Raw genomic sequence first — 21136 nt, 5'->3', positions numbered from 1 at the left:
GCTCCTCCGTCGGCGTCAGCGTGCTGCCGACAGCAGGGTCCGCACCAACTGGCACCAATAGGCGACGCCGGTCGGCAGCACCTCGTCGTTGAAGTCGTAGTTGGGGTTGTGCAGCATGCAGCCGCCTTCGCCCGGCCCGTTGCCGACCCAGACGTAGGCGCCGGGCTTCTCCTGCAGGAAATAGGCGAAGTCTTCGGCACCCATGCTCGGGCGGGGGTCGGTAAACACCCGCTCCGGGCCGGCCACCGCACGCGCCGCCTCGGCGCACAGCGCGGCCTCGTCGGCGGTGTTGATCGTCGGCGGATAGCCGCGCCGGTATTCGAATTCGAGCTGCACACCGTGGCTGGCGGCGATGCCCTCGGCGATCTGGCGCAGGCCGCGCTCCAGACGGTCGCGCACTTCAGGAGCGAAGGTGCGCACCGTACCGCACAGCTCGGCGCGGTCGGGAATGACGTTGTAGGCCTCGCCGGCATGGAACTGCGTCACCGACACCACGCCGGCATCGATCGGGTCGAGCGTGCGGCTGACCAGGGTCTGCGCAGCCTGCACGAAGGCCGCGCCGGCCACCACCGGGTCCACGCCCAGGTGGGGCATCGCCGCATGGGCGCCGACGCCGGTGAAGCGGATGTCGAAGCGGTCGGCGCTGGCCATCACCGCGCCACTGTGGATGGCGAAGCTGCCCGCCTCCATGCCCGGCCAGTTGTGCATGCCGAACACGGCTTCCATCGGGAAGCGGTCGAACAGGCCGTTGACGATCATCGCCGGCGCGCCGCCTTCGCCTTCCTCGGCGGGCTGGAAGATCAGATACACCGTGCCGTCGAAATCCTTGCGCGTCGCCAGCGCCTCGGCGGCGCCGAGCAGCATCGTGGTGTGGCCGTCGTGGCCGCAGGCATGCATGCAGCCCTGGATGGTCAACTTGTGCGCGAAGCTGTTGCGCTCGGTGATCGGCAGCGCATCCATGTCGGCGCGCAGGCCGATCGCACGCAGGCCGCGGCCGCCGCGCACGACACCGACCACGCCGGTGCCGCCGATGCCGCGATGGGTCTCGATGCCGAGCGCCTCGAGATGGCGGGCGACGAGTTCGGCGGTGCGGTGTTCCTCGAAGGCGAGCTCGGGATGGGCGTGGATGTCGCGCCGGATGGCGGTGAGTTTGCCGTGCAGGGGACGGACGGATTCGATGAGGCTCATGGCTGCACCGTGGGGAATTCCATTGGGGGGAGAGTGTATTCTGCCTCAGCGCACCGCCGGCAGCGGAATCTCGTCGCTGCGCCGGGCGCCGGCGGCAAAGGCGCGGCAATCGTCGAGGAAGCGGCGGATGGCCGCGCTGTGGTACTTGCCGCGGTGCCAGGCGAAACAGAAGTGCCGTTTCAGATCCAGTCCGGGGGTTTCGAGCGGCACCAGGCTGCCGCGGCGAAAGGCGTCGCGCAGCGACAGCCGCGACAGGCAGCCCAGCCCCAGGCCGCTTTCCACCGCGCGCTTCACCGCTTCGGTGTGCTCCAGCTCCAGCCGCGGCAGCACGCCGCCTGGCCAGTGGCGCAAGGCCTGGTCGAAAGTCTCGCGCGTACCGGAGCCGTGTTCGCGCAGGATCCAGGGTTCGCTGGCGATCTCGCCGAAGTCCACCGTCTCGCGACCGGCCAGGCGGTGGCCCGGGGCACAGAACACCACCAGTTCGTCCTCGACCCATTGCTCGGTCTCCAGCTCGCGGTCGACCACCAGGCCCTCCATCAGCCCGAGGTCGATCTCGTAGCGCGCCAGCATCGCGGTGATGGTGGCGGTGTTGCGCACTTCGAGCTTGACCCGGCTCTCCGGGTGGCGTTGCAGGAACTCGGAGACGATCAGCGGCAGCAGGTAGTTGCCGATCGTCAGCGTGGCGCCGACGCGCAGGCTGCCCAGGCCGCGTTCGCCGCGCAGCAGCGCGTCCATTTCCTCGGCGCGGTCGAGCAGTTCGACCGCACGCGGCAGCAGCAGCCTGCCCTGTTCGTTGAGGCGCAGGCGCTTGCCGTGACGGTCGAACAGCTGCTGGTCGAACTGGCCTTCGAGTTCGGCCAGCGCCGCGCTGGTGGCAGACTGTGACAGGCTCAGCGCCTCCGCCGCGCGCGACACATTGTCGTTGCTGGCGATGGCGACGAAGACCTGGATCTGGCGCAAGGTGAATCTCATATCTATTTCACTGGTAACTCATATGAAAATTATCCACTAAACAAGTAAATCGGCGCATCTAGAATGCAGGCCATTTTCAATCGCCCTGCAAGAGCGCCCGCCATGAGCAACCTGCTTACCGAACGCGTCATCAGCGTCCATCACTGGAACGACACCCTGTTCAGCTTCCGCACCACCCGCGACCCGGGCCTGCGCTTCGAGAACGGTCAGTTCGTGATGATCGGCCTGGACGTCAACGGCAAGCCGCTGACACGCGCCTACAGCATCGCCAGCCCCAACTACGAAGAGCACCTGGAATTCTTCAGCATCAAGGTGCAGAACGGCCCGCTGACCTCGCGCCTGCAGCACCTGCGCGAAGGCGACCCGGTCATCGTCAGCAAGAAGCCCACCGGCACGCTGGTGCTGCACGACCTGAACCCCGGCAAGAACCTCTACCTGCTCGCCACCGGCACCGGCCTGGCGCCCTTCCTGAGCGTGATCCAGGACCCGGAAACCTACGAGCATTTCGACAAGGTGGTGCTGATCCACGGCGTGCGCTTCACGTCCGAACTGGCCTACACCGACTTCATCACCCAGGAACTGCCGCAGAACGAGTTCTTCGGCGAACAGGTCCGCGACAAGCTGATCTACTACCCGACCGTCACCCGCGAGCCCTTCCGCAACAACGGCCGCATCACCACGCTGGTCGAATCGGGCAAGCTGTTCGAAGATATCGGCCTGCCGCCGCTCGACCCCGCGCGGGACCGGGTGATGATCTGCGGCAGCCAGGCGATGAACGCCGACTGCTGCGCCATGCTCGACGCCCGTGGCTTCAAGATGTCGCCGCGCATCGGCCAGCCGGGCGACTACGTGATCGAGCGCGCCTTCGTCGAGAAATAAACGCGCAACCTTTTCAAGCATGCGGGGCTCCAACCCTCCCCAACCCCTTCGGAGCCTCGCATGTCTTCTTCCATCCACGACATCGAAGTCGAACGCCTGGCCGGCGGCTCCACCACGCTGGGTGAATACGCCGGCAAGGTGCTGCTGATCGTCAATACCGCCAGCCAGTGCGGCCTCACCCCGCATTACGCCGGACTCGAGAAGCTGTACCGGACCTACGAGGACCGCGGCCTGGTGGTGCTCGGTTTTCCGTGCAACCAGTTCGGCGCGCAGGAACCGGGCAGCGCCGAGGAAATCGGCGCCTTCTGCGAGAAGAACTACGGCGTCAGCTTTCCGATGTTCGCCAAGATCGACGTCAACGGCGACGGCGCCCATCCACTGTACGTCTGGCTGAAGCAGCACGCCAAGGGCATCCTCGGCACCGAGGCGATCAAGTGGAACTTCACCAAGTTCCTCGTCAGCCGCGACGGCCAGCGCATCGAGCGCTACGCACCGACGACCACGCCCGAGGAGTTGGTGCAGGACATCGAAGCCATGCTGGCTGAAGCACAGGACTGAAAAACAAATCCCGTCCCCCGCAAGAGCGTGTCGGAGCGGCTTCAGCCGCGAACACGGCCGTGGAAGCCGCATCGCAGCCCTGTTCGCGGCTCGGCGCCCCCGGCTAAAGCACTCCTCGCACGGAGAAAGCTTGAGGACGGCAGCACTTCGCTCCAGCCTGCAAGAGATGAGGCCACATGAAGCCTCCCCTCCAGGATGCCAGCGCCGCGCCGCTCGGGTAGACTGCCGCCTTTTCGCCCGACCCCAACCGTCTGCGAGGTAAGCAATTGGCCCAGTACGTCATGTCGATGCTGCGCGTGAGCAAGATCGTTCCGCCCAAACGTCAGATCATCAAGGATATTTCGCTCTCCTTCTTCCCCGGCGCCAAGATCGGCCTGCTCGGCCTCAACGGCTCGGGCAAATCCACCGTGCTGCGCATCATGGCCGGCGTGGACAAGGAATACGACGGTGAAGTCCAATGGCTCGCCGGCCAGCGCATCGGCTACCTGCCGCAGGAGCCGGAGCTCGACCCCGCCAGGACGGTGAAGGAGGAAGTCGAATCCGCGCTCGGCGAGATCATGGAGGCGCGCCAGAAGCTGGAAGAGGTCTACGCCGCCTACGCCGAACCGGACGCCGACTTCGACAAGCTGGCCGAGGAACAGGCGAAGTACGAGAACATCCTCGCCACCGCCGGCAGCGACATCGAGCACCAGATGGAAATCGCCGCCGACGCACTGCGCCTGCCGCCGTGGGACGCCGTCATCGGCAATCTGTCCGGCGGCGAGAAGCGCCGCGTCGCGCTGTGCAAGCTGCTGCTGTCCAAGCCCGACATGCTGCTGCTGGACGAACCGACCAACCACCTCGACGCCGAATCGGTCGAATGGCTGGAGCAGTTCCTGACCCGCTTCCCCGGCACCGTGGTGGCCGTCACCCACGACCGCTACTTCCTCGACAACGCTGCCGAGTGGATCCTCGAACTCGACCGCGGCCATGGCATCCCGTGGAAGGGCAACTATTCGTCCTGGCTGGAGCAGAAGGGCGAGCGGCTGGCGCAGGAGGCCAAGCAGGAAGCCGCGCACCAGAAGGCGATGAAGCAGGAGCTGGAATGGGCGCGCTCGAACCCGAAGGCGCGCCAGGCCAAGTCCAAGGCCCGCCTGGCCCGCTACGAGGAAATGGCCAGCGTCGAATACCAGCGCCGCAACGAGACGCAGGAAATCTTCATCCCGCCCGGCGAGCGCCTGGGCGACAAGGTCATCGAGTTCGACAAGGTCAGCAAGGCCTTCGGCGATAAGCTGCTGATGGACAACGTCAGCTTCAGCATCCCGCCGGGCGCCATCGTCGGCATCATCGGCCCCAACGGCGCGGGTAAATCGACGCTGTTCAGGATGATCGAGGGCCGCGACACGCCGGATTCCGGCAGCGTCGAGGTCGGCCAGACGGTGAAGATCGCCGCGGTCAACCAGAGCCGCGACGGCCTGGCCAACGACAAGACGGTATTCGATGCCATCGCCGAAGGCGCCGACGTGCTGACCGTGGGCCGCTTCGAGATGCCGAGCCGCGCCTACATCGGCCGCTTCAACTTCAAGGGCGGCGACCAGCAGAAGATCGTCGGCAACCTGTCCGGCGGCGAGCGCGGCCGCCTGCACCTGGCCAAGACCCTGATCCAGGGCGGCAACGTGCTACTGCTGGACGAACCGTCCAACGACCTCGACGTCGAGACCCTGCGCGCGCTGGAAGACGCCCTGCTGGAATTCGCCGGCTGCGCGCTGGTGATCAGCCACGACCGCTGGTTCCTGGACCGCATCTGCACCCACATCCTGGCGGCAGAAGGCGATTCGCAATGGACCTTCTTCGCCGGCAACTACCAGGAGTACGAGGAAGACAAGAAGAAACGCCTGGGCGAGGAAGGCGCCAAGCCGAAGCGCATCCGCTACAAGCCGATCGCGCGCTGACCCACATGGAGGCGGCGCCAGCGCTGGCGCCGCCGTTCAGCGCCTCGTTTCCGCCAACTGCAGGACCAGCAGCGCCAGCCGCCTGCGCAAGGCGGTGCGCCGCTCCCCATCCTCCAGGCCCGCGATCTCGCTGCGCAGCCGGGCGATCTCCTTGCGCAAGCCGATCTCCGGCGGGGAGAAACCGGCGTTGCGCAATATCGTGTTGGCCATGCGCTGCTCCGGCGGCACCAGCGCATCGTCGCCGAACACCAGCGGCCTGCCCGCGCCCGGCAGGTGATCGAAGTCGCCGCGGCGCAAGGCATCGGCGATGCGCTGCTCGGCGAGGACGTCGTGGATCGACGGCAAGCTCAGTGTCCCGTCGCAGCCCCGTAGGCGTGGGCCTTCAGGGTGTCGAGATCGACAACCTGCAGCGCGGCTTCGTGGGTCGCTTCCAGCACCACCGGCGCCGCCGCGCCGGCCTGCCAGGCCTCCTTCCAGCGCAGCGCGCACAGGCACCAGCGGTCACCCGCTTTCAGCCCGGCAAAGCGATATTCCGGCCTCGGCGTAGAACAGGTCGTTGCCGGCGCTGCGCGAGAAACGGAGAAACTCGTCGGTGACGCGCACGCAGACGACATGCCGCCCGAGGTCTTCCGCACCCGTCTCGCAGCAGCCGGTACGAAAGAAACCGGTGAACGGTGCGTAGCTGCAGGCGAGCAACGGCCCGCCCAATACGTTTCTCGAGGTGTTCATGCCTGTCCAGTCAACTCTGCCCGCCCCGGCGGCAAACACGCTCCTGCGCCGAAATGCGGACAGGATAGAGTTTTGCTTACGGAATGCGTCTGCCCGATACGCATTCTCGATTAGATTACATTCGCATTTGCTGCTGCATCGCGATTGCTGTTATTTTAGCCCTTTTACGAAATCTGTCGGATTCCTTGCTCATGGCGCGCAACACTGACTCCAATCGCGAATTCATCAGTACCGCCCAAGCCGCTCGCCAGCTCGGCCTGTCGCTCGGAGCCGTTCAGCAGATGGTCGAAAGTGGTGCGCTGGCCGGCTGGAAGACGGCCGGTGGCCATCGCCGCATCCGGCAGGACTCGGTCGATGCCCTGCTCGCCCGCAGCCAGCAGGCCAGCACGCCTGCCCGCCAGCGCCACGAGGGCAGCAAGCTCCGCGTGGTGGTGGTCGAGGACGACAGCCTGCTGCAGACGCTCTATCGCGAAACCTTCGCCAACTGGCCGATGGACATCGAATTGTGCGTGCTGGACCACGGCCTCGACGCCCTGGTCGAGCTCGGCCGGCAACCGCCCGATCTGCTGATATCCGACCTTCGCATGCCTGGGCTGGACGGTTTCGAGATGATCCGCCGGCTGCGCGAGAACCCGGTCGCCAGCGAGACCGCAATCGTCGTCGTCTCGGCGCTGACGGCCGAAGAGATCGAGGCCGAAGGCGGCCTGCCCGATGATGTGACCGTCTATCGCAAACCCGTACCCTTCCATCAGCTGCAGGGTTACATGCAGGCCATGGTCGCCCAGCACAAGCGCATGCGCTAGCTTTTCGCGGCAACGGGTTCGCGAATGCGCATCCTGTCCCTGGTCGAGGCGCTGAGCCTGCGCGCAAAACTGATTGCGATCTTCGTCGCGATCAAGGTGGTTCCGCTGTTGCTGCTCGCGCTCTTCGCCTGGGGCGCCACCAGCGACTTGGCGCGCCGCGTCACCTACCGCGTGGTATCGATGTCGGACGCGATGCGCGAGACCCAGCGCATCACCGGCAAGACCGCGATCGACGACGCCATCGAAGCACTCGACAACCGCTCGCGCGAAGCCATCGAGGAGCTCACCACCGGCATCGCCCACGAAGTCGCGCAATTCCTCTACGACCGGGACCAGGACATCCGCCGCGCCGCCGCCATCGAGCCCGCGGCGGCCCCCTACCGGCGCTTCATCGACAACCACCATCGCCTGCTCGAGGATCATGGCGCCTACCGGCCGAGCGATGACGGCAAGAGCTGGGTCGAAGTCGATCCCCCGGCGCCGGACACCCGTCCGGTGCGTGCCCCGCTGCCGGACAACGCGCACAATCTCCACTATCGCGGCCCCAGCAGCGCCGCCAAGACCCGTCCCCAGCCGCTGTTCCTCGAAATCACTTTCATCGGACTCGACGGCGTCGAGCAGATCAAGCAATTGAGCCCCAGCGGAGCGCGCCTGCTGTCGCCCGCACTGCGCGACATCAGCCGCCCCGAGAACACTTTCGTCCACGCCGAACGCTACTGGCCTGCGCTGCAGAAACTCCAGCCAGGGGAAATCCACGTCTCCGACGTGATCGGCGCCCAGGTCCGGACTCACTGGATCGGCCCATATACGCCCGAGGCGGCTCGCGGGAAGAAGCAAGCCTTCGCTCCCGAGCAGTCCGGCTACGCCGGCCTGGAAAATCCCGTCGGCAAACGCTTCGAAGGCCTCATCCGCTGGGCGACGCCGGTCGTGCAGCACGGCAGCATCGTCGGCTACGTCACGCTCGCGCTCGACCACGCGCACCTGATGGCCTTCACCGACCATGTGCGCCCCACCGCCGCACGCCGCGCACCGATCGCCGACCCGGAGTCGGGCAACTACGCCTTCATGTGGGACTACCTGGGCCGCAACATCTCTCACGCCCGCGACTACTACATCCACGGCTTCGATCCTGCGACCGGCCAGCCGGCCCCGCCGCTGCTGGACACCGAGCTGTACGACGAATGGCAGGCCAGCGGCCTGCCCTGGCACGCATTCGCGCCGCGCATCGAACCCTATCGGGACCAGCGCCTGTCGCGCCAGGCCCACCCGGCGTCGGTGTCGTCCGGCTGGGTTTCGCTGGACTGCCGCTACCTCAACTTCTCGCCGCAATGCCGCGGCTGGCACGACCTGACGGAACACGGCGGCTCGGGTTCGTTCAGCATCTTCTTCAGCGGCCTGAACAAGCTCACCACGGTGGCGACGATCCCCTACTACACCGGCGACTACGGCAAGACGCCGCGCGGCTTCGGCTACGTGACGATCGGCGCCAACGTCGATGAATTCCACCGCGCCGCCACCGAATCCGGGCGCCGGATCGCCGACATGATCGCGCTTTCCGACCAGAAGACCCGCGGCGAACGCGACGCGCTGATCGCCGACATCCACCACAACCTGCACCAGACCACCATCGGCATCACGGTATCCACCCTGCTGATGATCGCCGCCGTGATCCTGATCGCCATCTGGATGGCCCACCTGCTGACACGGCGCATCACCAACGTCATCAGCGGCATCTACCGCTTCCAGCACGGCGATCTCGATCACCGGCTGAAAGTCCGCGGCCACGACGAGATGGCCCAGTTGAACCACTCCTTCAACCGGATGGCCGATGCCGTGCAGGCTTCGATCGTCCGCCTCGAGGACGCCCGCCGCACCGCCGAACAGGCCAACCGCATGAAGAGCGAGTTCCTCGCCAACATGTCGCACGAACTGCGCACGCCGCTCAACGGCATCATCGGCCTGGCCGAGGTACTCAGCCTCGACACCGCCGACGACGAGATGCGAGCGCATGCGGAGACAATCCGCGACAGCGGCCAGCACCTCATGGCGGTACTCAACGACGTGCTCGACCTGGCGAAGATCGAGGCCAACCGGCTGGTGCTCGACCTGCAGCGCGTCGCCGTCACCCCCTTGCTGTCGGCCATCGCCGCCCTGCACCGCGTCGGCGCCAGCACCAAGGGTGTCGAACTCGTCACCGAATTGCCCGACAGTGCCTGTGAGGTCAACGCCGATCCGATCCGCCTGCGCCAGATCATCGACAACCTGCTCGCCAACGCAGTGAAGTTCACCCACGAAGGCCGTATTACAATCCGCGTCCGCGAACAGAATTCAAATATCATGATCACTGTCGCCGACTCGGGCATCGGCATTCCCGCGAACGAGCTGCCTCACATCTTCGAACCCTTCTACCAGGCAGAGAACTTCCTGACCCGGCGCCATCGCGGCACCGGCCTGGGCCTCTCCCTGGCACGCCAGATGACGGAAATGATGGGCGGCAGGCTCGACGTCGAATCGACGCCGGGCTCGGGCTCGGCCTTCACCGTGACCTTGCCCCGCACGGCCGCATCCAGCAAGACGCGCAGCACATCATGAACATCTCGGCACAGCTTGCTTTCGTCACCGACGACAACGACATCAACCTCAAGGTCGCCAGCGCCCTGCTCAAGCGGCTCGGCTGGACGGTCGAAACCTTCGACAGCGCGCCCGCCATGCTGGCACGGCTGGAAGACATCCAGCCGGCAGCGATACTGCTGGACATCTCGATGCCGAACATGGGTGGCGAGGCCGCCTGCGCGTTGATCCGCGCCCGGCCCGAATGGCAAGGCATCCGCATCGTCGCCTACACCGCGCACGCCATGAGCGAGGATGCCGAGCGCTTTCTGAGCAACGGCTTCGACGCCACCCTGATCAAGCCGATCACCTTTGCATCGCTGACGCAAGCCATCGGCAGCCCGGAACAGGACTGAATGCCCACCTACACCCACTTCGATCCCCAGGCCCTGCTCGCCGACCTGTTCGACAACCGCGAGATCGTCGGCACGGTACTCGGCGCCTTCGGCGACTGGCGCAACACCGCCGAACACGAACTTCGTGCCGCGGCCGAAGTAGGCAACGCTCAGCAACTCGCGCGCGTCACCCATACGCTGCGCGGCACGCTGGCGCAGATCCACGCCAGTGCGGGAGCCGACCTGGCCAGAACGCTCGAACAGCGCTGCAAGTCCTCCGCGCCGCCTTTCGTGCCCGGACCGTCCGACATCGACGCGCTGCTGCACGAACTCGCAGCCGTTGCCAGCGAAGTCGCCGACTATCTGGAACGAAGCTGAGCTGCCGATGCCACCGGATACCGGATTCGGCCAGCACGGCAACCCTGTGCGAAAATCCGCAAGCTTTGCAAAATCTTCTTCCCGATTCCCATTCGGGCGACTATAATTGCCGGCTTCCCGGACAGGTGGATGAGTGGTTTAAGTCGCACGCCTGGAAAGCGTGTTCAGGGTAATACCCTGACGCGGGTTCGAATCCCGCCCTGTCCGCCAGAACAGTCATCAAAAAGACCCTGCTTCTTCCCAGGGTCTTTTTTGCATCGGCCCCGTATGCCTTTCAGCCTGAGCAAGCACACCCTCCCGGAACTGGAGACGCTGCTTGCCGAGATCAAGCAGGAAATTGCAGCACGCGAAAGCGCGGCCCAAGCGCCCGCCGTACCGCCTGCAGTCGAAGCCGTGACCGCGGCAGCACCTCCTCCCCCGGTGGACGAGCCCTCCCCGCAGCCCGACCAGGCAGCGGCAAGCGGAGCCGCGCCCGCGATCCGCTACGTTCACCCAGCCAGCCGCACGCTGACCTGGACCGGCGAAGATCCGATGCCCGACTGGGTCACTGCCTATCTGGCGCATGGCGGCTCCTGGAGCGCAATGGAAAACGCCGCGGAAAAACTCGCTGCCAGCCACCGCACGGCAAGATCGCTGTTCCCGACGCGCAAACCCTGACTACGCGGCTGGTCAGGCGCCCGCGTCGTATCATTGCGCAGTCTTCCTCCGCGCTTTGCCCATGGCCATTCCGACTTCCTTCCCGGCAGCACCTGCCCGCGACGGTTCTCCGTGGCAGGCCCTGGCGCCGCTTCTGCTGCTGTTCGGCCTGATGCTGCCGGTCACGGGCATGGTGCCGGTGCTGTCCTCATTCACCGCGCAGCGCTTCGACGGCCTGGGGCAGTTCGGCAGCCATTTCTTCATGTCGATCAACATGATCGGCGCCCTCATCGGCGCCCCGGTCGCCGGCCTGCTGTCCGACCGGCTGGGCAGACGGAAGACACTCGCGGTGGGCGCGCTCGCCCTGAACGGGCTCACACTGCTCGGCATCGCCTTCGCCTATCGCCAGTTCGACAGCTACGCCTTGCTGCTCGGTCTTCGCCTGATCGAAGGCTTCGCCCACATGTCCGCGCTGTCGCTGCTGATGGCGCTGGGTTCGGACCAGGTCGGCCGCGGCGGGCTGGGCGGCCGCATGGGCGCGATCGGCGCCTCGATCAGCCTGGGCGTGGCTACCGGCGCGCCGCTTGGCGGTCTGGTCGGCGGCATCGATCCGCTGTGGGTGCCGCTGGGCGGCGGGCTGCTGTCGCTGGCTCTGGCGGCGCTCGGCGCCATCGGCCTGCGCGAGGCCACGACGCTGCGGCCACGCATGGCCATCGGCGAGATCCTCGATACGCTGCGGACCCGCCGCGCGCTTGCGGTACCGCTCGCCTTCTCCTTCGCCGACCGGCTCACCGTCGGCTTCATCGTCTCGACGCTGTCGCTCTACTTCGGCCTCACGCTGGGCTTCGACACCCGCGCCATCGGCATGGCGATGGCCGCCTTCCTGATCCCCTTTTCGCTGCTGACCTGGCCCGCCGGCCACCTGTCGCGCCACTGGGACCCATTCTCGATGATGGTCGTCGGCAGCATCCTGTATGGCGTATTCCTCGGCGCGCTGGCCTTCGTGCCCGCAGCCTGGGTCGTCTGGACCATGGCCGCCGGCGGGGTCATCGCCGCGCTGATGTACGCTCCCTCACTGGTGCTGGCCGCGCACTATGGCGGCGAGGACTGCCGCGCCAGCGCTCTGGCCGCCTTCAACATGGCCGGCTCGCTCGGCTTCGCCGCCGGACCGCTGATCAGCAGCCTGTTGCTGGCCATCTACGGCAGCCTCACCGCCAGTCCGCATGCACCGGTGTTCGTCAGCATCGGCGCCATCGAAGTCGTGCTGGCGCTGTTCGTCTATGCCCTCCATCGCCGCAACACGCTCGGCACGCGCTCGCCCCTGGAGCCTCGATGAAGTTTTCCCGTCTCTGGCAACCACGCAATCCGGCATTCTGGATGATGCTGGCGCTCAACATCCTGTCGTCGATCCTGGCGTGGCTCCTGCGCAGCTATCCGCTGGTGCCGCTGGCAATGGCCGTGGTCGCGGGCTTCGCGCTGATGAACGCCTGGCTCGGCCTGCGCCTTGCCATTGGCCTGATGCGCGAAGAGCCGGGTGCGCCAGGCGCGAACGAACGCTGATCAATAGCGCGGGGTGCAACGCGCCCGGCTCGCCGTCCGCGACTAGGCTCCTCCCCCGGCCAGACGCCCCCGGCCATCCAGCGCCCCCAGCACTGCCGTGTCGCGGCCGTAGATGTCGGGCCGGAACTGCAGCTGCCCGACATCGTCCTGGCCTGCGGTGGCGTAGTGCAGCAGCACGGGGAGCTTTCGCACCACCGTCACCGTGCGTGTCTTGCCGGACGCCAAAGTCTCCTCCAGCGCTTCCGCACTCCAGCGCCGCGCATCGTCCAGCAGCAGCACCGCCAGTTCGAGCGGCTTCTCGACCCGGACGCAGCCCGAGCTGAGCGCCCGCGTATCGCGCCTGAACAGCGAACGCGCATTGGTATCGTGCAGGTAGATGAGATAAGGATTGGCAAGAGCGAACTTGACCCGGCCGAGCGAGCCGTCCGCACCCGGGTTCTGCTCCACCAGGTAGGGCAGGCCGTGCCTGCGCGCAGCCTCCCAGTCGATCTGCTGCGGGTCGACCGGCTCCCCCGCATGGCTCACCACCCGCATGCGGCGCTTGGCGAGGTAGTCCGGATCGCGGATCACGCCGGGGATCAGGTCCTCGCGCAGGATCGTCGGCGGTACCACCCACTTCGGGTTCAGCACCAGGTACTGCACGCTGTCGAGCAGCGCCGGCGTCTCGCGCTTCGGCGAACCGACGACCACCTTCGACGACCATGCGAGCAGCCCGCCACGCTGGAGCCGAGCCTGGTAGCCGGTCAGGTCCACCAGCAGATGATCGCCCTGCATGTCCTGCGCCACCCAGCGCAGGCGTTCGAGATTGACACGGATCTGCGCCACGCGCTGCGCCGGCCCCAGATTGAGCGCTTCCACCGTCTGGCGGCCGATCGCCGCATCCGCCGCCAGGCCAGCACGCTGCTGGAAACGCTTCACCGCCTCGGCCAGCGCGACGTCGAACAGCGCGGCATCCGGACTCGAGGCCAGTCCGGTCTCGCCTTCGGCCGCCAGGCGCGCACGCACTTCGGCCACCCGCGCGCCGCGCTCACCCGGACGCAAGGTCGGGCCGATCGACACTTTTGGCCAGTCACCCGCTTCCGCAGCAATGCTGCGGTACTGATGCAAGGCGAGCTGCAGCTGCCGGTACAGCTCGAGGTCCGGCGCCTGCGCCAGTACGGCCGCAGCCAGCCCGGGCGTTCCCGCCTGGGCATCGAGCAGCTGCGCGAGCCGCCCGGCCTGCTCCCGGGGTGCCGGCGGCCTGGAGTAATTCCACTCCCGGTAAAGGCTGCGGGGATTCACCTTGCCGTAGCGCAGCTGCTGGACCAGACGCACCAGCGTGTCGGTAAACAGCAGCTCGCGCTCAGCCACGCTGTCGGGCGGCAATTCCTGCTGCAGCCGCAGCGCTTCGCTGCGCAAGGCCTCCGGCGCAAAATCCGCCGGATCGAGGCCATGTCCATCGATCGCCTCCACCGCCTCGACCAGCCCATGCAGCAGTTCCGGCCGCGTCCATACGGGCTGGAAGCCGCGCTGGCGGTAGAGCAGCACGGCGACATCGTCGGCCGCGCGCATCGACAGACGGCTTTCGACCAGGCCCGGCAGGCCGGTGGCCTCAGGCAGCGCGCCGCCATCGATGCCGTCCTCCACGACACGCTCGTCCACCGGTCCGGCGCCAAGCGCCAGCACCGGCTGAGGACAGGCCATAGCCAGTGCCAATGCCGTGCCGGCCGTGGCGAATGATTTGCGCCAATCGATCAGGAGTTCAGGTAGCATGCCGCCTTCGAGTCTGTCTGTGTCGGTTGAAGAATATCCATGGCCTCGACTTCCCGCCATCAAGCCTGCGCGCATCGCCGCCTGTTCCTGAAAGGGCTTGCCACGCTGCCGCTGGCCTTGCCGTTCTCGTCCGCCCATGCTGCCACGGACCGCCATCTGGCTTTCCGCCACACACACACCGACGAACGGCTCGAAACCCTGTACCGCAACCGCAAGGGCTACGTCGAACCTGCGCTGCGGAACCTGAACCGGCTGTTCCGCGATTTCCGCACCGGAGAAATCGCCCGCATTGATCCCCGACTCTACGACATCCTCCACGCCTTGAGTGTGACGTGTGGCGGGGGAACCTTCGAAATCATCTCGGGTTACCGTTCGCCGAAGACCAACAGCATGCTGCGCCGTACCGGCGGCGGCGGGGTCGCCAAGCGCAGCCTGCACATGGACGGCAAGGCGGTCGACGTCCGCCTGGTCGGCTGCGACACCGAGCGCCTGCGCGACGCGGCCCTGGCACTCGGCGCCGGTGGCGTGGGCTATTACCCGGATTCGGACTTCGTCCACATCGACACCGGGCCGGTGCGCAGCTGGGGCCCGAAGTCTGCCTGACCCGATCCGGCCTGCGCGGCCCGACCTGCGCGGCCCGCCGGATATTCAGCCCAGCAGCAGCAAGCCCCACACCACCGCGACGTTGATCAGGGCGATCATCACCGCCGCACTGCCGACATCCTTGGCACGCTTGGCCAGCGGATGACGTTCCAGCGAGATCCGGTCAACCGTGGCTTCGACAGCGGAGTTCATCAACTCCACGATCAACACCAGCAGCACGCTGCCGATCATCAGCACGCGTTCGATCGCGCCCTCGCCCAGCCACAGCGCCAACGGAACCATCACGACCGCCAGCACGGCCTCCTGGCGGAAGGCGTCCTCGTGGCGCCAGGCAGCACCCAGCCCATCAAGTGAATAGTGAAAGGCATTCCAGACCCTGCGCAGGCCGGTCTTGCCTTTGAACGGGCTTTCCATCGATTGCTTCCGGATTGAAGTGGTGGTTTGAAGAGCGCGCGATCATTGCACAAAAAACGTGAGAAAAACGTTCAGGCGGGATCGAGGCGCAGCACTCGCCCGTCGCTTTCGTCGAGCAGCCACAGATGCCCATCCGGTCCCTGGCGCACGTCGCGGACACGCTTGCCGATGTCGAGCCGCTCTTCATGCACGACCTTGCCGCCCTCCAGCACCAGGCGCGCCAGCAGCTGGAACTTCAGCGCGCCGACGAACACGTTGCCTTTCCATTGCGGGAACACGTCGCCAGTGTAGAAAGCCATGCCGGAGGGCGCGATCGACGGCGTCCATTGCCTGACCGGCGGCTCGACGTCGGCGCGCTCGGCGCCTTCGCCGATGCGGGTGCCGATCACGTACTCGCGGCCGAAGGTGATCACCGGCCAGCCATAGTTGCGGCCCGCCAGCACCCGGTTCAGTTCATCGCCGCCCTGCGGGCCATGCTCGTGCGCCCACAGCTCGCCGGTCAGCGGGTGAAGCGCCGCGCCCTGCACGTTGCGGTGTCCCCACGACCAGATCTCGGGCTCTGCCTTGGCCCCCCCTGCAGCCTGCTTCACGAAAGGATTGTCGCCGGGCACGCCGCCGTCCAGCTCGATGCGCACGATCTTGCCGAGATGGCTGCCCAGCGCCTGCGCGCGGTCGCGCGAATGGAAGCGGTCGCCAAGCGTGATGAACAGCCGGCCTTCGCGGTCGAACACCAGCCGCGAGCCCCAGTGATGGCCGCCCGACGGGTCTTCGTTCTGGACAAAGATCACCTTCACCTCGTCGAGCTTCAAGGCCTCGGCATCCAGCCGCGCCCGTGCGACGGCGGTGCGCGCACCGTTGGCCGTCGGCTGCGCGAACGAAAACACGATCGTCCGGTCTGTTGCAAAATCCGGACTCAGCACCACGTCCAGCAGGCCGCCCTGTCCACGGGCATGCACCTCGGGCACGCCCGCCAGCGGTGCGGAAACCGTGCCGTCCGTGCCCACCAGCCGCATGCGGCCGGGCCGTTCGGTCAGCAGCAGGCGGCCGTCGGGCAGGAAGGCCATGGACCACGGCGTATCCAGGCCACGCGCCACTTCGACCAGCCTGACCTGTCCGGACTCGGTGCTCAGCACGGCATCGGCCGCAGCCGCCGGACCGCAGGCGAACACTCCGGCAACGAACGCTGCCGCCGATACCAGACCATAAAACCCCTTTCTCGTTGCCTTCATTCCTTCAGCCTCCCTCATTCGATACCGGCGCACGCCATTCCATCCGACTCCCCATGACTTCATCCGTTCGCACGATCTTCCGCTTCGCCTTCGCCGCCGCGCTCATCGCCGCCTTCTACCTCGCCCTGATGCCGGTCCCCGACATCGTGCAGATCGTGTCCTGGCAGGACAAGATCGAACATGCGGCTCTGTTCGCCACACTCGCATTGCTGGGTCTGGCGGGCTGGCCGGACCGGCCCCTCCGCATCGCCCTCGGCCTGCTGCTCTACGGCGCGGCGATGGAGATCGCCCAGGGCCAGACCGGCTACCGGACCGCCGACCCATGGGACTGGGTCGCCGACGCCATCGGCCTGCTCGTGCTGATCCCTTTCGCACTGTCCAGGCGTAGCGCCGGCGAGCAGGCCTGAACGCATTCCGCAACAGCCTCCCGCTCGTCAGCGCGCCGGCCTGTTGCTATCATCGCGCCCTTTCCAATCAAGCGTTTGCGTGCCGAACGCCGACGAGCCGTGACATGAACCCACGCCACACCCCCGCTCGCCACACCCTTGAGCTCCTCGCCCCGGCCAAGACCGCCGATTTCGGCATCGAGGCCATCAACCACGGCGCGGATGCGGTGTACATCGGCGGCCCGGCTTTCGGCGCCCGCTCGGCGGCCGACAACAGCGTCGAGGGCATCGCCCGCCTGGCAGCGCATGCCCACCGCTACCACGCCGAAGTCTTCGTCGCCACCAACACCATCCTGTTCGACCACGAACTGGAGCCGGCGCGCAAGCTGATCTGGCAACTGTACGACGCCGGCGTGGATGCGCTGATCGTGCAGGACATGGCTCTGCTCGAACTCGACCTGCCGCCGATCCAGCTGCACGCCAGCACCCAGACGGACATCCGCGACGCCAGCAAGGCGCGCTTCCTGCAGGACGTCGGCTTCTCGCAGATCGTGCTGGCGCGGGAACTGTCGCTGGCCGAAGTGCGCAGGGTCGCCGACGCCACCTCCTGTCAGCTCGAATACTTCGTGCACGGCGCGCTGTGCGTGGCCTTCTCCGGCCAGTGCTACATCAGCCACGCCCACACCGGCCGCAGCGCCAACCGCGGCGAATGCTCGCAGGCCTGTAGACTGCCCTACGACCTCAAGGACAAGGACGGCAACACCATCGCCAGCCAGCGCCACATGCTGTCGATGAAGGACGACAACCAGAGCGCCAACCTGCGCGCGCTGGCGGCGGCCGGCATCAGTTCGTTCAAGATTGAGGGCCGCTACAAGGACCTCTCCTACGTCAAGAACATCACCGCCCACTACCGCACGCTGCTCGACGAGATCATCGAGCATCCCGAGGCCGACGGCCCGGCCTACCGACGCGCATCCAGCGGCCGAACCACCTTCCTGTTCACGCCGCAGGCCGACAAGACCTTCAACCGCGGCTACACCGACTATTTCGCCGACAACCGCCGGCACGGCATCGAGGCCTTCGAGTCGCCCAAGTTCGTCGGCGAACCGATCGGCCGGGTGACGAAGATCGACGCCAAGGGCCGCAAGTTCTTCGACGTCGAACGCAGCGCGCCCATCCACAACGCCGACGGCCTGACCTGGTACGGCCCCAAGGGCGAACTCGCCGGCCTGCGGGTCAACCGCGCCGAGACGAACGGCGGCGGCGACGGCATCGACCGCATCTTCCCTGCCGATGCACTGCCGCCCGAGCTGGTACCCGGCACTTCGGTGTTCCGCAACCACGACCATGAATTCGAGCGTGCGCTGGAGAAGAAATCCGCCGAGCGCCGCATCCGTGTCGATGCGCGTTTTGCCGCGACCGCGGACGGCTTCGCGCTGACGCTCACCGACGAGGACGGCATCAGCGCCACGACCACGCTCACCGCCGCTTTCGAGCCGGCCCAGAACGCCGAGCGCGCCCAGGCCACGCTGCGCGATCACATCGGCAAGCTGGGCAACACCCTGTTCGTGCTCGACAAGCTGGCGCTCGACCTGCCGGCAATGCCCTTCCTGCCCGCCAGCCAGCTCAACGCACTGCGCCGCGATGCCGTCGAGCAACTGGAGGCCGCCCGCCTCGCCGCCCATGCGCGCCCGCCGCGCGCCAAGCCGGTCGAGCCGCCGGTGCCCTATCCGCAGGACGCGCTGAGCTATCTCGCCAACGTGCTCAACGACAAGGCGCGCGCCTTCTACGCCCGCCACGGCGTCAAGCTGATCGACGCCGCCTTCGAGGAGAACCAGCGCACCGACGAGGTCTCGCTGATGATCACCAAGCACTGCCTGCGCTACAGCTTCAACCTCTGCCCCAAGGAAGTGAAGGGCATCCGCCCCGAGCCGATGCAGCTGGTCAACGGCAACGAGACGCTGACGCTGCGCTTCGACTGCAAACGCTGCGAAATGCACGTCGTCGGCGCGCTGAAGCCGCACATCGCAAAAATGCGCGACAGCGTCGTGGCGCAGAAGGTGAGTTTCTTCCCGAACAAACCAGCGGCGGCGCAAAAAGAGATTCACGCCAGCCACTGAACCCCGGCTGCGGCATCTCAGTGGCCGAGAAAACGCCGCAGCCGCCCCATTTCCCCCTGCACCGTCGGCATCGTCGCGCGCAGCACCGCCGATTCGTCGGCCACCGCCCGATCGTCGGCGCCGCTGATCTGCATCGCCGTGAAGCTGCCGCTGGTGAAAGGCAGCACCAGCTTGTAATCCTCACCCAGGAAGGCGAGGCGGTCCCAGTCTCCGGCCAGCAGCACGCGGTTCGGCTGAGGATCGAAAAGGCTGTGGCCGATGGCATAGTCGGATGGCGGATTGGTCACGCCGAGCAGCGGCAGGACGGTGGGCAGCAGGTCGGCATGGCTGGTGCGGAGATCGACGCGCCGGGGTTCGCGGCCCGGGACCAGGAGCAGCAGCGGGACGCGCACCTGCTCATCGACGAAGGTGGAATTGTGTCCCCAGCGGCCCTTTTCCATGAACTCCTCGCCGTGGTCGCCGGTGATGACCACCAGCGTGGTCTCGAGCAGGCCGCGGCGTTCGAGATTCTCCACCAGCTTGCCGAGCTGGCTGTCGAGGTGATGCACGGCGTTGATGTAGCGCTTGTGGATGCCGCCGATGTTGCGCTGCAGATCCATGTCGGCATAGCTGAAGTCTTCGAGATAGTCCGGCTCGATCACCGCATCGGGCGGGAAGTTGTAGTTGGCATGCGGCGACTCGAAGAACAGGAAAGTCATGAACGGGCGCGAGGGATCACGCTGATCGACGAATTCGATCAGGCGATCGACGTTGCGGCGGTCGCGCATCCAGCCCTCGCCCTCCGAGTCCTCCACCATCTGCTCGCGCGGCACGTCCACGAACACGGTCTTGTCGAACTCCGGGTAGGTGAAGCGCGCACTGGTGAACAGCTTGATCTGGTAGTCCTGATTCTGCAGCACCTGGATCAGCGGGCTGCCGACGCGCGCATCCAGCACCGGGAACCACAGGTTCGCCGGCAGGCTGTAGAACTGGCTGAAGACGCCGATGCGGGTGCCGTTGCCGCCGGAGAAGTGGCGGGTGAAGTGCTGTGCCCGGCCGACCAGCGCATGGGTTTGCGGCATCACCCGCGGATCGAGCGTATCCGCCCGCCACGATTCGGCAACCAGCCAGACGATGTTCAGCGGCCTGGCCGGCGCCTCGATGTGCAGCCGTGCCTGCGGATAACGCAGGCTGCCGTCGAGCTTGGCGGCGGCCACCGTGAGCCGCTGCGGACGCTCCCAGCCAAGCTGCTTCTCGAACAGGCCGCGCATGGTCAGCGGCTGGTAGAAAGGCACGCGCTGGGCGTTTTCCAGCAGCGGCGTATAACCGTAGAAATGGCTCACCGCGTAGCCCAGGCGCTCGCCGACGGTGACGACCAGGAACAGCGGCAGCACCCATGCCAGCCGCGGCGCCGGCACCGCCCCCCGCGCCAGCAGCCGTGCAGCGAGGAAGACCAGGACTTGCAGCACGAGGAAGCCAAGGGCGAGCAGGGCAAAATCGCGCTCGGTCGAAGCCGACGAACCCAGCGCGGCGATGCCTCCCGGCGTGGTCAGGATGTTCCATACGAAGCCGTTGAGGTGGAAGCCATACAGCTTCCACAACATGTGGTCGCCGAACAGCGCGATCTGCACGATGCCCGCCAGCACCACGGCCAGCACCGCGGCGGACCGGGGGGCGATTCGGCCTGCAAGCTGGACGATGAGCCATACCGGGGCGAGGAACAGCAGGGCATAGCTGCCGACCAGCGCGAGCTGATAGACCAGCAGCCCCGACGGCGCGGCAAAGTCGAAAAAACGGCCCAGGTGCAGGGCAAAGACGATCCAGGTGAAGAACCAGTACAGCGCACGCTGGCGGCGATCGGACACGAACACGGCGGGGCTTCCTCGGGGCAAAAGCGTCGGTGGAAAATCAGGTGCGCCAGACTACCTGAGTGGATGTCGTCAAAGTGTAAAAGACTTGCTCAAAACCCTGTCCGTGCGCCGGCCTGGCGCGCTGCCGGTAAAACGTCACGCCTCCATGCAGGAGCCCTTGTCGGGGCATGCCGGACGTGACGCGCCTCACGCGCCCCCAAGGT

At 66.6% G+C, this 21136-nt stretch carries 21 protein-coding genes, 1 tRNA gene and 1 pseudogene; 14 read left to right on the top strand and 9 right to left on the bottom strand.

Translation table 11 applies throughout. The features are described from left to right. Positions 1-15: 15 nt before the first annotated feature. Complete coding sequence (locus tag QM748_RS02905) at positions 16-1188, bottom strand: M20 aminoacylase family protein (protein WP_415245564.1); 1173 nt, start codon at positions 1186-1188, stop codon at positions 16-18. A 45-nt stretch (positions 1189-1233) separates the two neighbouring features. After that, positions 1234-2160: a LysR family transcriptional regulator gene (locus QM748_RS02900; protein ID WP_415245563.1), complete on the bottom strand. Its 927-nt coding sequence runs from the start codon at positions 2158-2160 to the stop codon at positions 1234-1236. 102 nt (positions 2161-2262) lie between these two features. Here QM748_RS02900 and QM748_RS02895 point away from each other — a divergent pair, with 102 nt between their 5' ends. The 3 genes from QM748_RS02895 to ettA all read left to right on the top strand — a co-directional run bounded on the left by QM748_RS02895 (position 2263) and on the right by ettA (position 5528). Next, positions 2263-3039 carry a ferredoxin--NADP reductase gene (locus QM748_RS02895; RefSeq protein WP_415245562.1) on the top strand — a complete coding sequence of 259 codons (777 nt, stop codon included), beginning with the start codon at positions 2263-2265 and terminating at the stop codon, positions 3037-3039. A 60-nt stretch (positions 3040-3099) separates the two neighbouring features. Then, the gene (locus QM748_RS02890) at positions 3100-3597 is read left to right on the top strand and encodes a glutathione peroxidase (RefSeq protein ID WP_415245561.1); all 498 of its coding nucleotides are present in this window, start codon (positions 3100-3102) and stop codon (positions 3595-3597) included. Positions 3598-3863: 266 nt separating this feature from the next. Continuing rightward, on the top strand, positions 3864-5528 hold the full coding sequence (gene ettA / locus QM748_RS02885) for an energy-dependent translational throttle protein EttA (protein ID WP_415245560.1): 1665 nt from the start codon (positions 3864-3866) through the stop codon (positions 5526-5528). Between the two features lie 36 nt (positions 5529-5564). On the opposite strand, the gene QM748_RS02880 is transcribed toward ettA, so the two are convergent. The 3 genes and pseudogenes from QM748_RS02880 to QM748_RS02870 all read right to left on the bottom strand — a co-directional run. Further along, on the bottom strand, positions 5565-5873 hold the full coding sequence (locus tag QM748_RS02880; RefSeq protein ID WP_415245559.1) for a DUF1992 domain-containing protein: 309 nt from the start codon (positions 5871-5873) through the stop codon (positions 5565-5567). A 2-nt stretch (positions 5874-5875) separates the two neighbouring features. Continuing rightward, on the bottom strand, positions 5876-6142 hold the full coding sequence (locus QM748_RS02875) for a DUF2237 family protein (RefSeq protein ID WP_415245558.1): 267 nt from the start codon (positions 6140-6142) through the stop codon (positions 5876-5878). A 52-nt stretch (positions 6143-6194) separates the two neighbouring features. Further along, positions 6195-6257: pseudogene (locus QM748_RS02870) on the bottom strand (DUF2237 domain-containing protein); the annotation flags it as partial. Between the two features lie 191 nt (positions 6258-6448). On the opposite strand from QM748_RS02870, the gene QM748_RS02865 reads away from it, so the two are divergent. The 8 genes from QM748_RS02865 to QM748_RS02830 all read left to right on the top strand — a co-directional run bounded on the left by QM748_RS02865 (position 6449) and on the right by QM748_RS02830 (position 12579). Further along, complete coding sequence (locus QM748_RS02865) at positions 6449-7060, top strand: response regulator (protein ID WP_415245557.1); 612 nt, start codon at positions 6449-6451, stop codon at positions 7058-7060. A gap of 24 nt (positions 7061-7084) precedes the next feature. Beyond that, entirely contained in the window at positions 7085-9652 is a 2568-nt protein-coding gene (locus tag QM748_RS02860) for a sensor histidine kinase (protein WP_415245556.1), read from the top strand. Beyond that, positions 9649-10026: a response regulator gene (locus tag QM748_RS02855; RefSeq protein ID WP_415245555.1), complete on the top strand. Its 378-nt coding sequence runs from the start codon at positions 9649-9651 to the stop codon at positions 10024-10026. The genes QM748_RS02860 and QM748_RS02855 overlap by 4 nt, the downstream gene beginning before the upstream one ends. Then, positions 10027-10383: an Hpt domain-containing protein gene (locus tag QM748_RS02850; protein ID WP_415245554.1), complete on the top strand. Its 357-nt coding sequence runs from the start codon at positions 10027-10029 to the stop codon at positions 10381-10383. 119 nt (positions 10384-10502) lie between these two features. Then, positions 10503-10593, top strand: a tRNA-Ser gene (locus QM748_RS02845). A 57-nt stretch (positions 10594-10650) separates the two neighbouring features. Then, positions 10651-11040 carry a DNA-binding protein gene (locus QM748_RS02840; protein ID WP_415245553.1) on the top strand — a complete coding sequence of 130 codons (390 nt, stop codon included), beginning with the start codon at positions 10651-10653 and terminating at the stop codon, positions 11038-11040. Between the two features lie 61 nt (positions 11041-11101). Next, entirely contained in the window at positions 11102-12355 is a 1254-nt protein-coding gene (locus QM748_RS02835; RefSeq protein ID WP_415245552.1) for an MFS transporter, read from the top strand. Beyond that, positions 12352-12579 carry a hypothetical protein gene (locus QM748_RS02830; protein ID WP_415245551.1) on the top strand — a complete coding sequence of 76 codons (228 nt, stop codon included), beginning with the start codon at positions 12352-12354 and terminating at the stop codon, positions 12577-12579. The genes QM748_RS02835 and QM748_RS02830 overlap by 4 nt, the downstream gene beginning before the upstream one ends. Before the next feature lie 42 nt (positions 12580-12621). Here the strand turns inward: QM748_RS02830 and QM748_RS02825 are convergent, their stop codons facing one another. After that, entirely contained in the window at positions 12622-14331 is a 1710-nt protein-coding gene (locus QM748_RS02825) for a L,D-transpeptidase family protein (RefSeq protein ID WP_415245550.1), read from the bottom strand. Between the two features lie 39 nt (positions 14332-14370). Between QM748_RS02825 and QM748_RS02820 the strand changes: the two genes are divergently transcribed. After that, complete coding sequence (locus QM748_RS02820; protein WP_415245549.1) at positions 14371-14934, top strand: YcbK family protein; 564 nt, start codon at positions 14371-14373, stop codon at positions 14932-14934. A 45-nt stretch (positions 14935-14979) separates the two neighbouring features. On the opposite strand, the gene QM748_RS02815 is transcribed toward QM748_RS02820, so the two are convergent. Continuing rightward, entirely contained in the window at positions 14980-15348 is a 369-nt protein-coding gene (locus tag QM748_RS02815) for a diacylglycerol kinase (protein WP_415245548.1), read from the bottom strand. A 71-nt stretch (positions 15349-15419) separates the two neighbouring features. Continuing rightward, positions 15420-16577, bottom strand: a complete 1158-nt coding sequence (locus QM748_RS02810) for a PQQ-dependent sugar dehydrogenase (protein WP_415245547.1) — start codon at positions 16575-16577, stop codon at positions 15420-15422. Positions 16578-16630: 53 nt separating this feature from the next. Here QM748_RS02810 and QM748_RS02805 point away from each other — a divergent pair, with 53 nt between their 5' ends. Both QM748_RS02805 and QM748_RS02800 read left to right on the top strand, forming a co-directional pair. Then, the gene (locus QM748_RS02805) at positions 16631-16984 is read left to right on the top strand and encodes a hypothetical protein (RefSeq protein WP_415245546.1); all 354 of its coding nucleotides are present in this window, start codon (positions 16631-16633) and stop codon (positions 16982-16984) included. A 104-nt stretch (positions 16985-17088) separates the two neighbouring features. Beyond that, positions 17089-19083: a peptidase U32 family protein gene (locus QM748_RS02800; RefSeq protein ID WP_415245545.1), complete on the top strand. Its 1995-nt coding sequence runs from the start codon at positions 17089-17091 to the stop codon at positions 19081-19083. A gap of 17 nt (positions 19084-19100) precedes the next feature. On the opposite strand, the gene QM748_RS02795 is transcribed toward QM748_RS02800, so the two are convergent. Next, positions 19101-20933, bottom strand: a complete 1833-nt coding sequence (locus QM748_RS02795) for a sulfatase-like hydrolase/transferase (RefSeq protein ID WP_415245544.1) — start codon at positions 20931-20933, stop codon at positions 19101-19103. Positions 20934-21136: the final 203 nt, after the last annotated feature.

This window comes from Thauera sp., assembly GCF_047601425.1.
Taxonomy (GTDB): Bacteria; Pseudomonadota; Gammaproteobacteria; order Burkholderiales; family Rhodocyclaceae; genus Thauera.
This window is presented reverse-complemented; position numbering and strand designations above follow the sequence as displayed.

Bases quoted from the DNA above. Each gene is read 5' to 3' on its own strand.
- QM748_RS02835 (WP_415245552.1), top strand. From the start codon at position 11,102: ATGGCCATTCCGACTTCCTTCCCGGCAGCACCTGCCCGCGACGGTTCT.
- QM748_RS02805 (WP_415245546.1), top strand. From the start codon at position 16,631: ATGACTTCATCCGTTCGCACGATCTTCCGCTTCGCCTTCGCCGCCGCG.
- QM748_RS02895 (WP_415245562.1), top strand. From the start codon at position 2,263: ATGAGCAACCTGCTTACCGAACGCGTCATCAGCGTCCATCACTGGAAC.
- QM748_RS02875 (WP_415245558.1), bottom strand. From the start codon at position 6,142: ATGTCGTCTGCGTGCGCGTCACCGACGAGTTTCTCCGTTTCTCGCGCA.
- QM748_RS02815 (WP_415245548.1), bottom strand. From the start codon at position 15,348: ATGGAAAGCCCGTTCAAAGGCAAGACCGGCCTGCGCAGGGTCTGGAAT.
- QM748_RS02830 (WP_415245551.1), top strand. From the start codon at position 12,352: ATGAAGTTTTCCCGTCTCTGGCAACCACGCAATCCGGCATTCTGGATG.
- QM748_RS02840 (WP_415245553.1), top strand. From the start codon at position 10,651: ATGCCTTTCAGCCTGAGCAAGCACACCCTCCCGGAACTGGAGACGCTG.
- QM748_RS02810 (WP_415245547.1), bottom strand. From the start codon at position 16,577: ATGAAGGCAACGAGAAAGGGGTTTTATGGTCTGGTATCGGCGGCAGCG.
- QM748_RS02860 (WP_415245556.1), top strand. From the start codon at position 7,085: ATGCGCATCCTGTCCCTGGTCGAGGCGCTGAGCCTGCGCGCAAAACTG.
- QM748_RS02905 (WP_415245564.1), bottom strand. From the start codon at position 1,188: ATGAGCCTCATCGAATCCGTCCGTCCCCTGCACGGCAAACTCACCGCC.
- QM748_RS02820 (WP_415245549.1), top strand. From the start codon at position 14,371: ATGGCCTCGACTTCCCGCCATCAAGCCTGCGCGCATCGCCGCCTGTTC.
- QM748_RS02800 (WP_415245545.1), top strand. From the start codon at position 17,089: ATGAACCCACGCCACACCCCCGCTCGCCACACCCTTGAGCTCCTCGCC.
- QM748_RS02825 (WP_415245550.1), bottom strand. From the start codon at position 14,331: ATGCTACCTGAACTCCTGATCGATTGGCGCAAATCATTCGCCACGGCC.
- QM748_RS02890 (WP_415245561.1), top strand. From the start codon at position 3,100: ATGTCTTCTTCCATCCACGACATCGAAGTCGAACGCCTGGCCGGCGGC.
- QM748_RS02855 (WP_415245555.1), top strand. From the start codon at position 9,649: ATGAACATCTCGGCACAGCTTGCTTTCGTCACCGACGACAACGACATC.
- QM748_RS02850 (WP_415245554.1), top strand. From the start codon at position 10,027: ATGCCCACCTACACCCACTTCGATCCCCAGGCCCTGCTCGCCGACCTG.
- QM748_RS02900 (WP_415245563.1), bottom strand. From the start codon at position 2,160: ATGAGATTCACCTTGCGCCAGATCCAGGTCTTCGTCGCCATCGCCAGC.
- QM748_RS02865 (WP_415245557.1), top strand. From the start codon at position 6,449: ATGGCGCGCAACACTGACTCCAATCGCGAATTCATCAGTACCGCCCAA.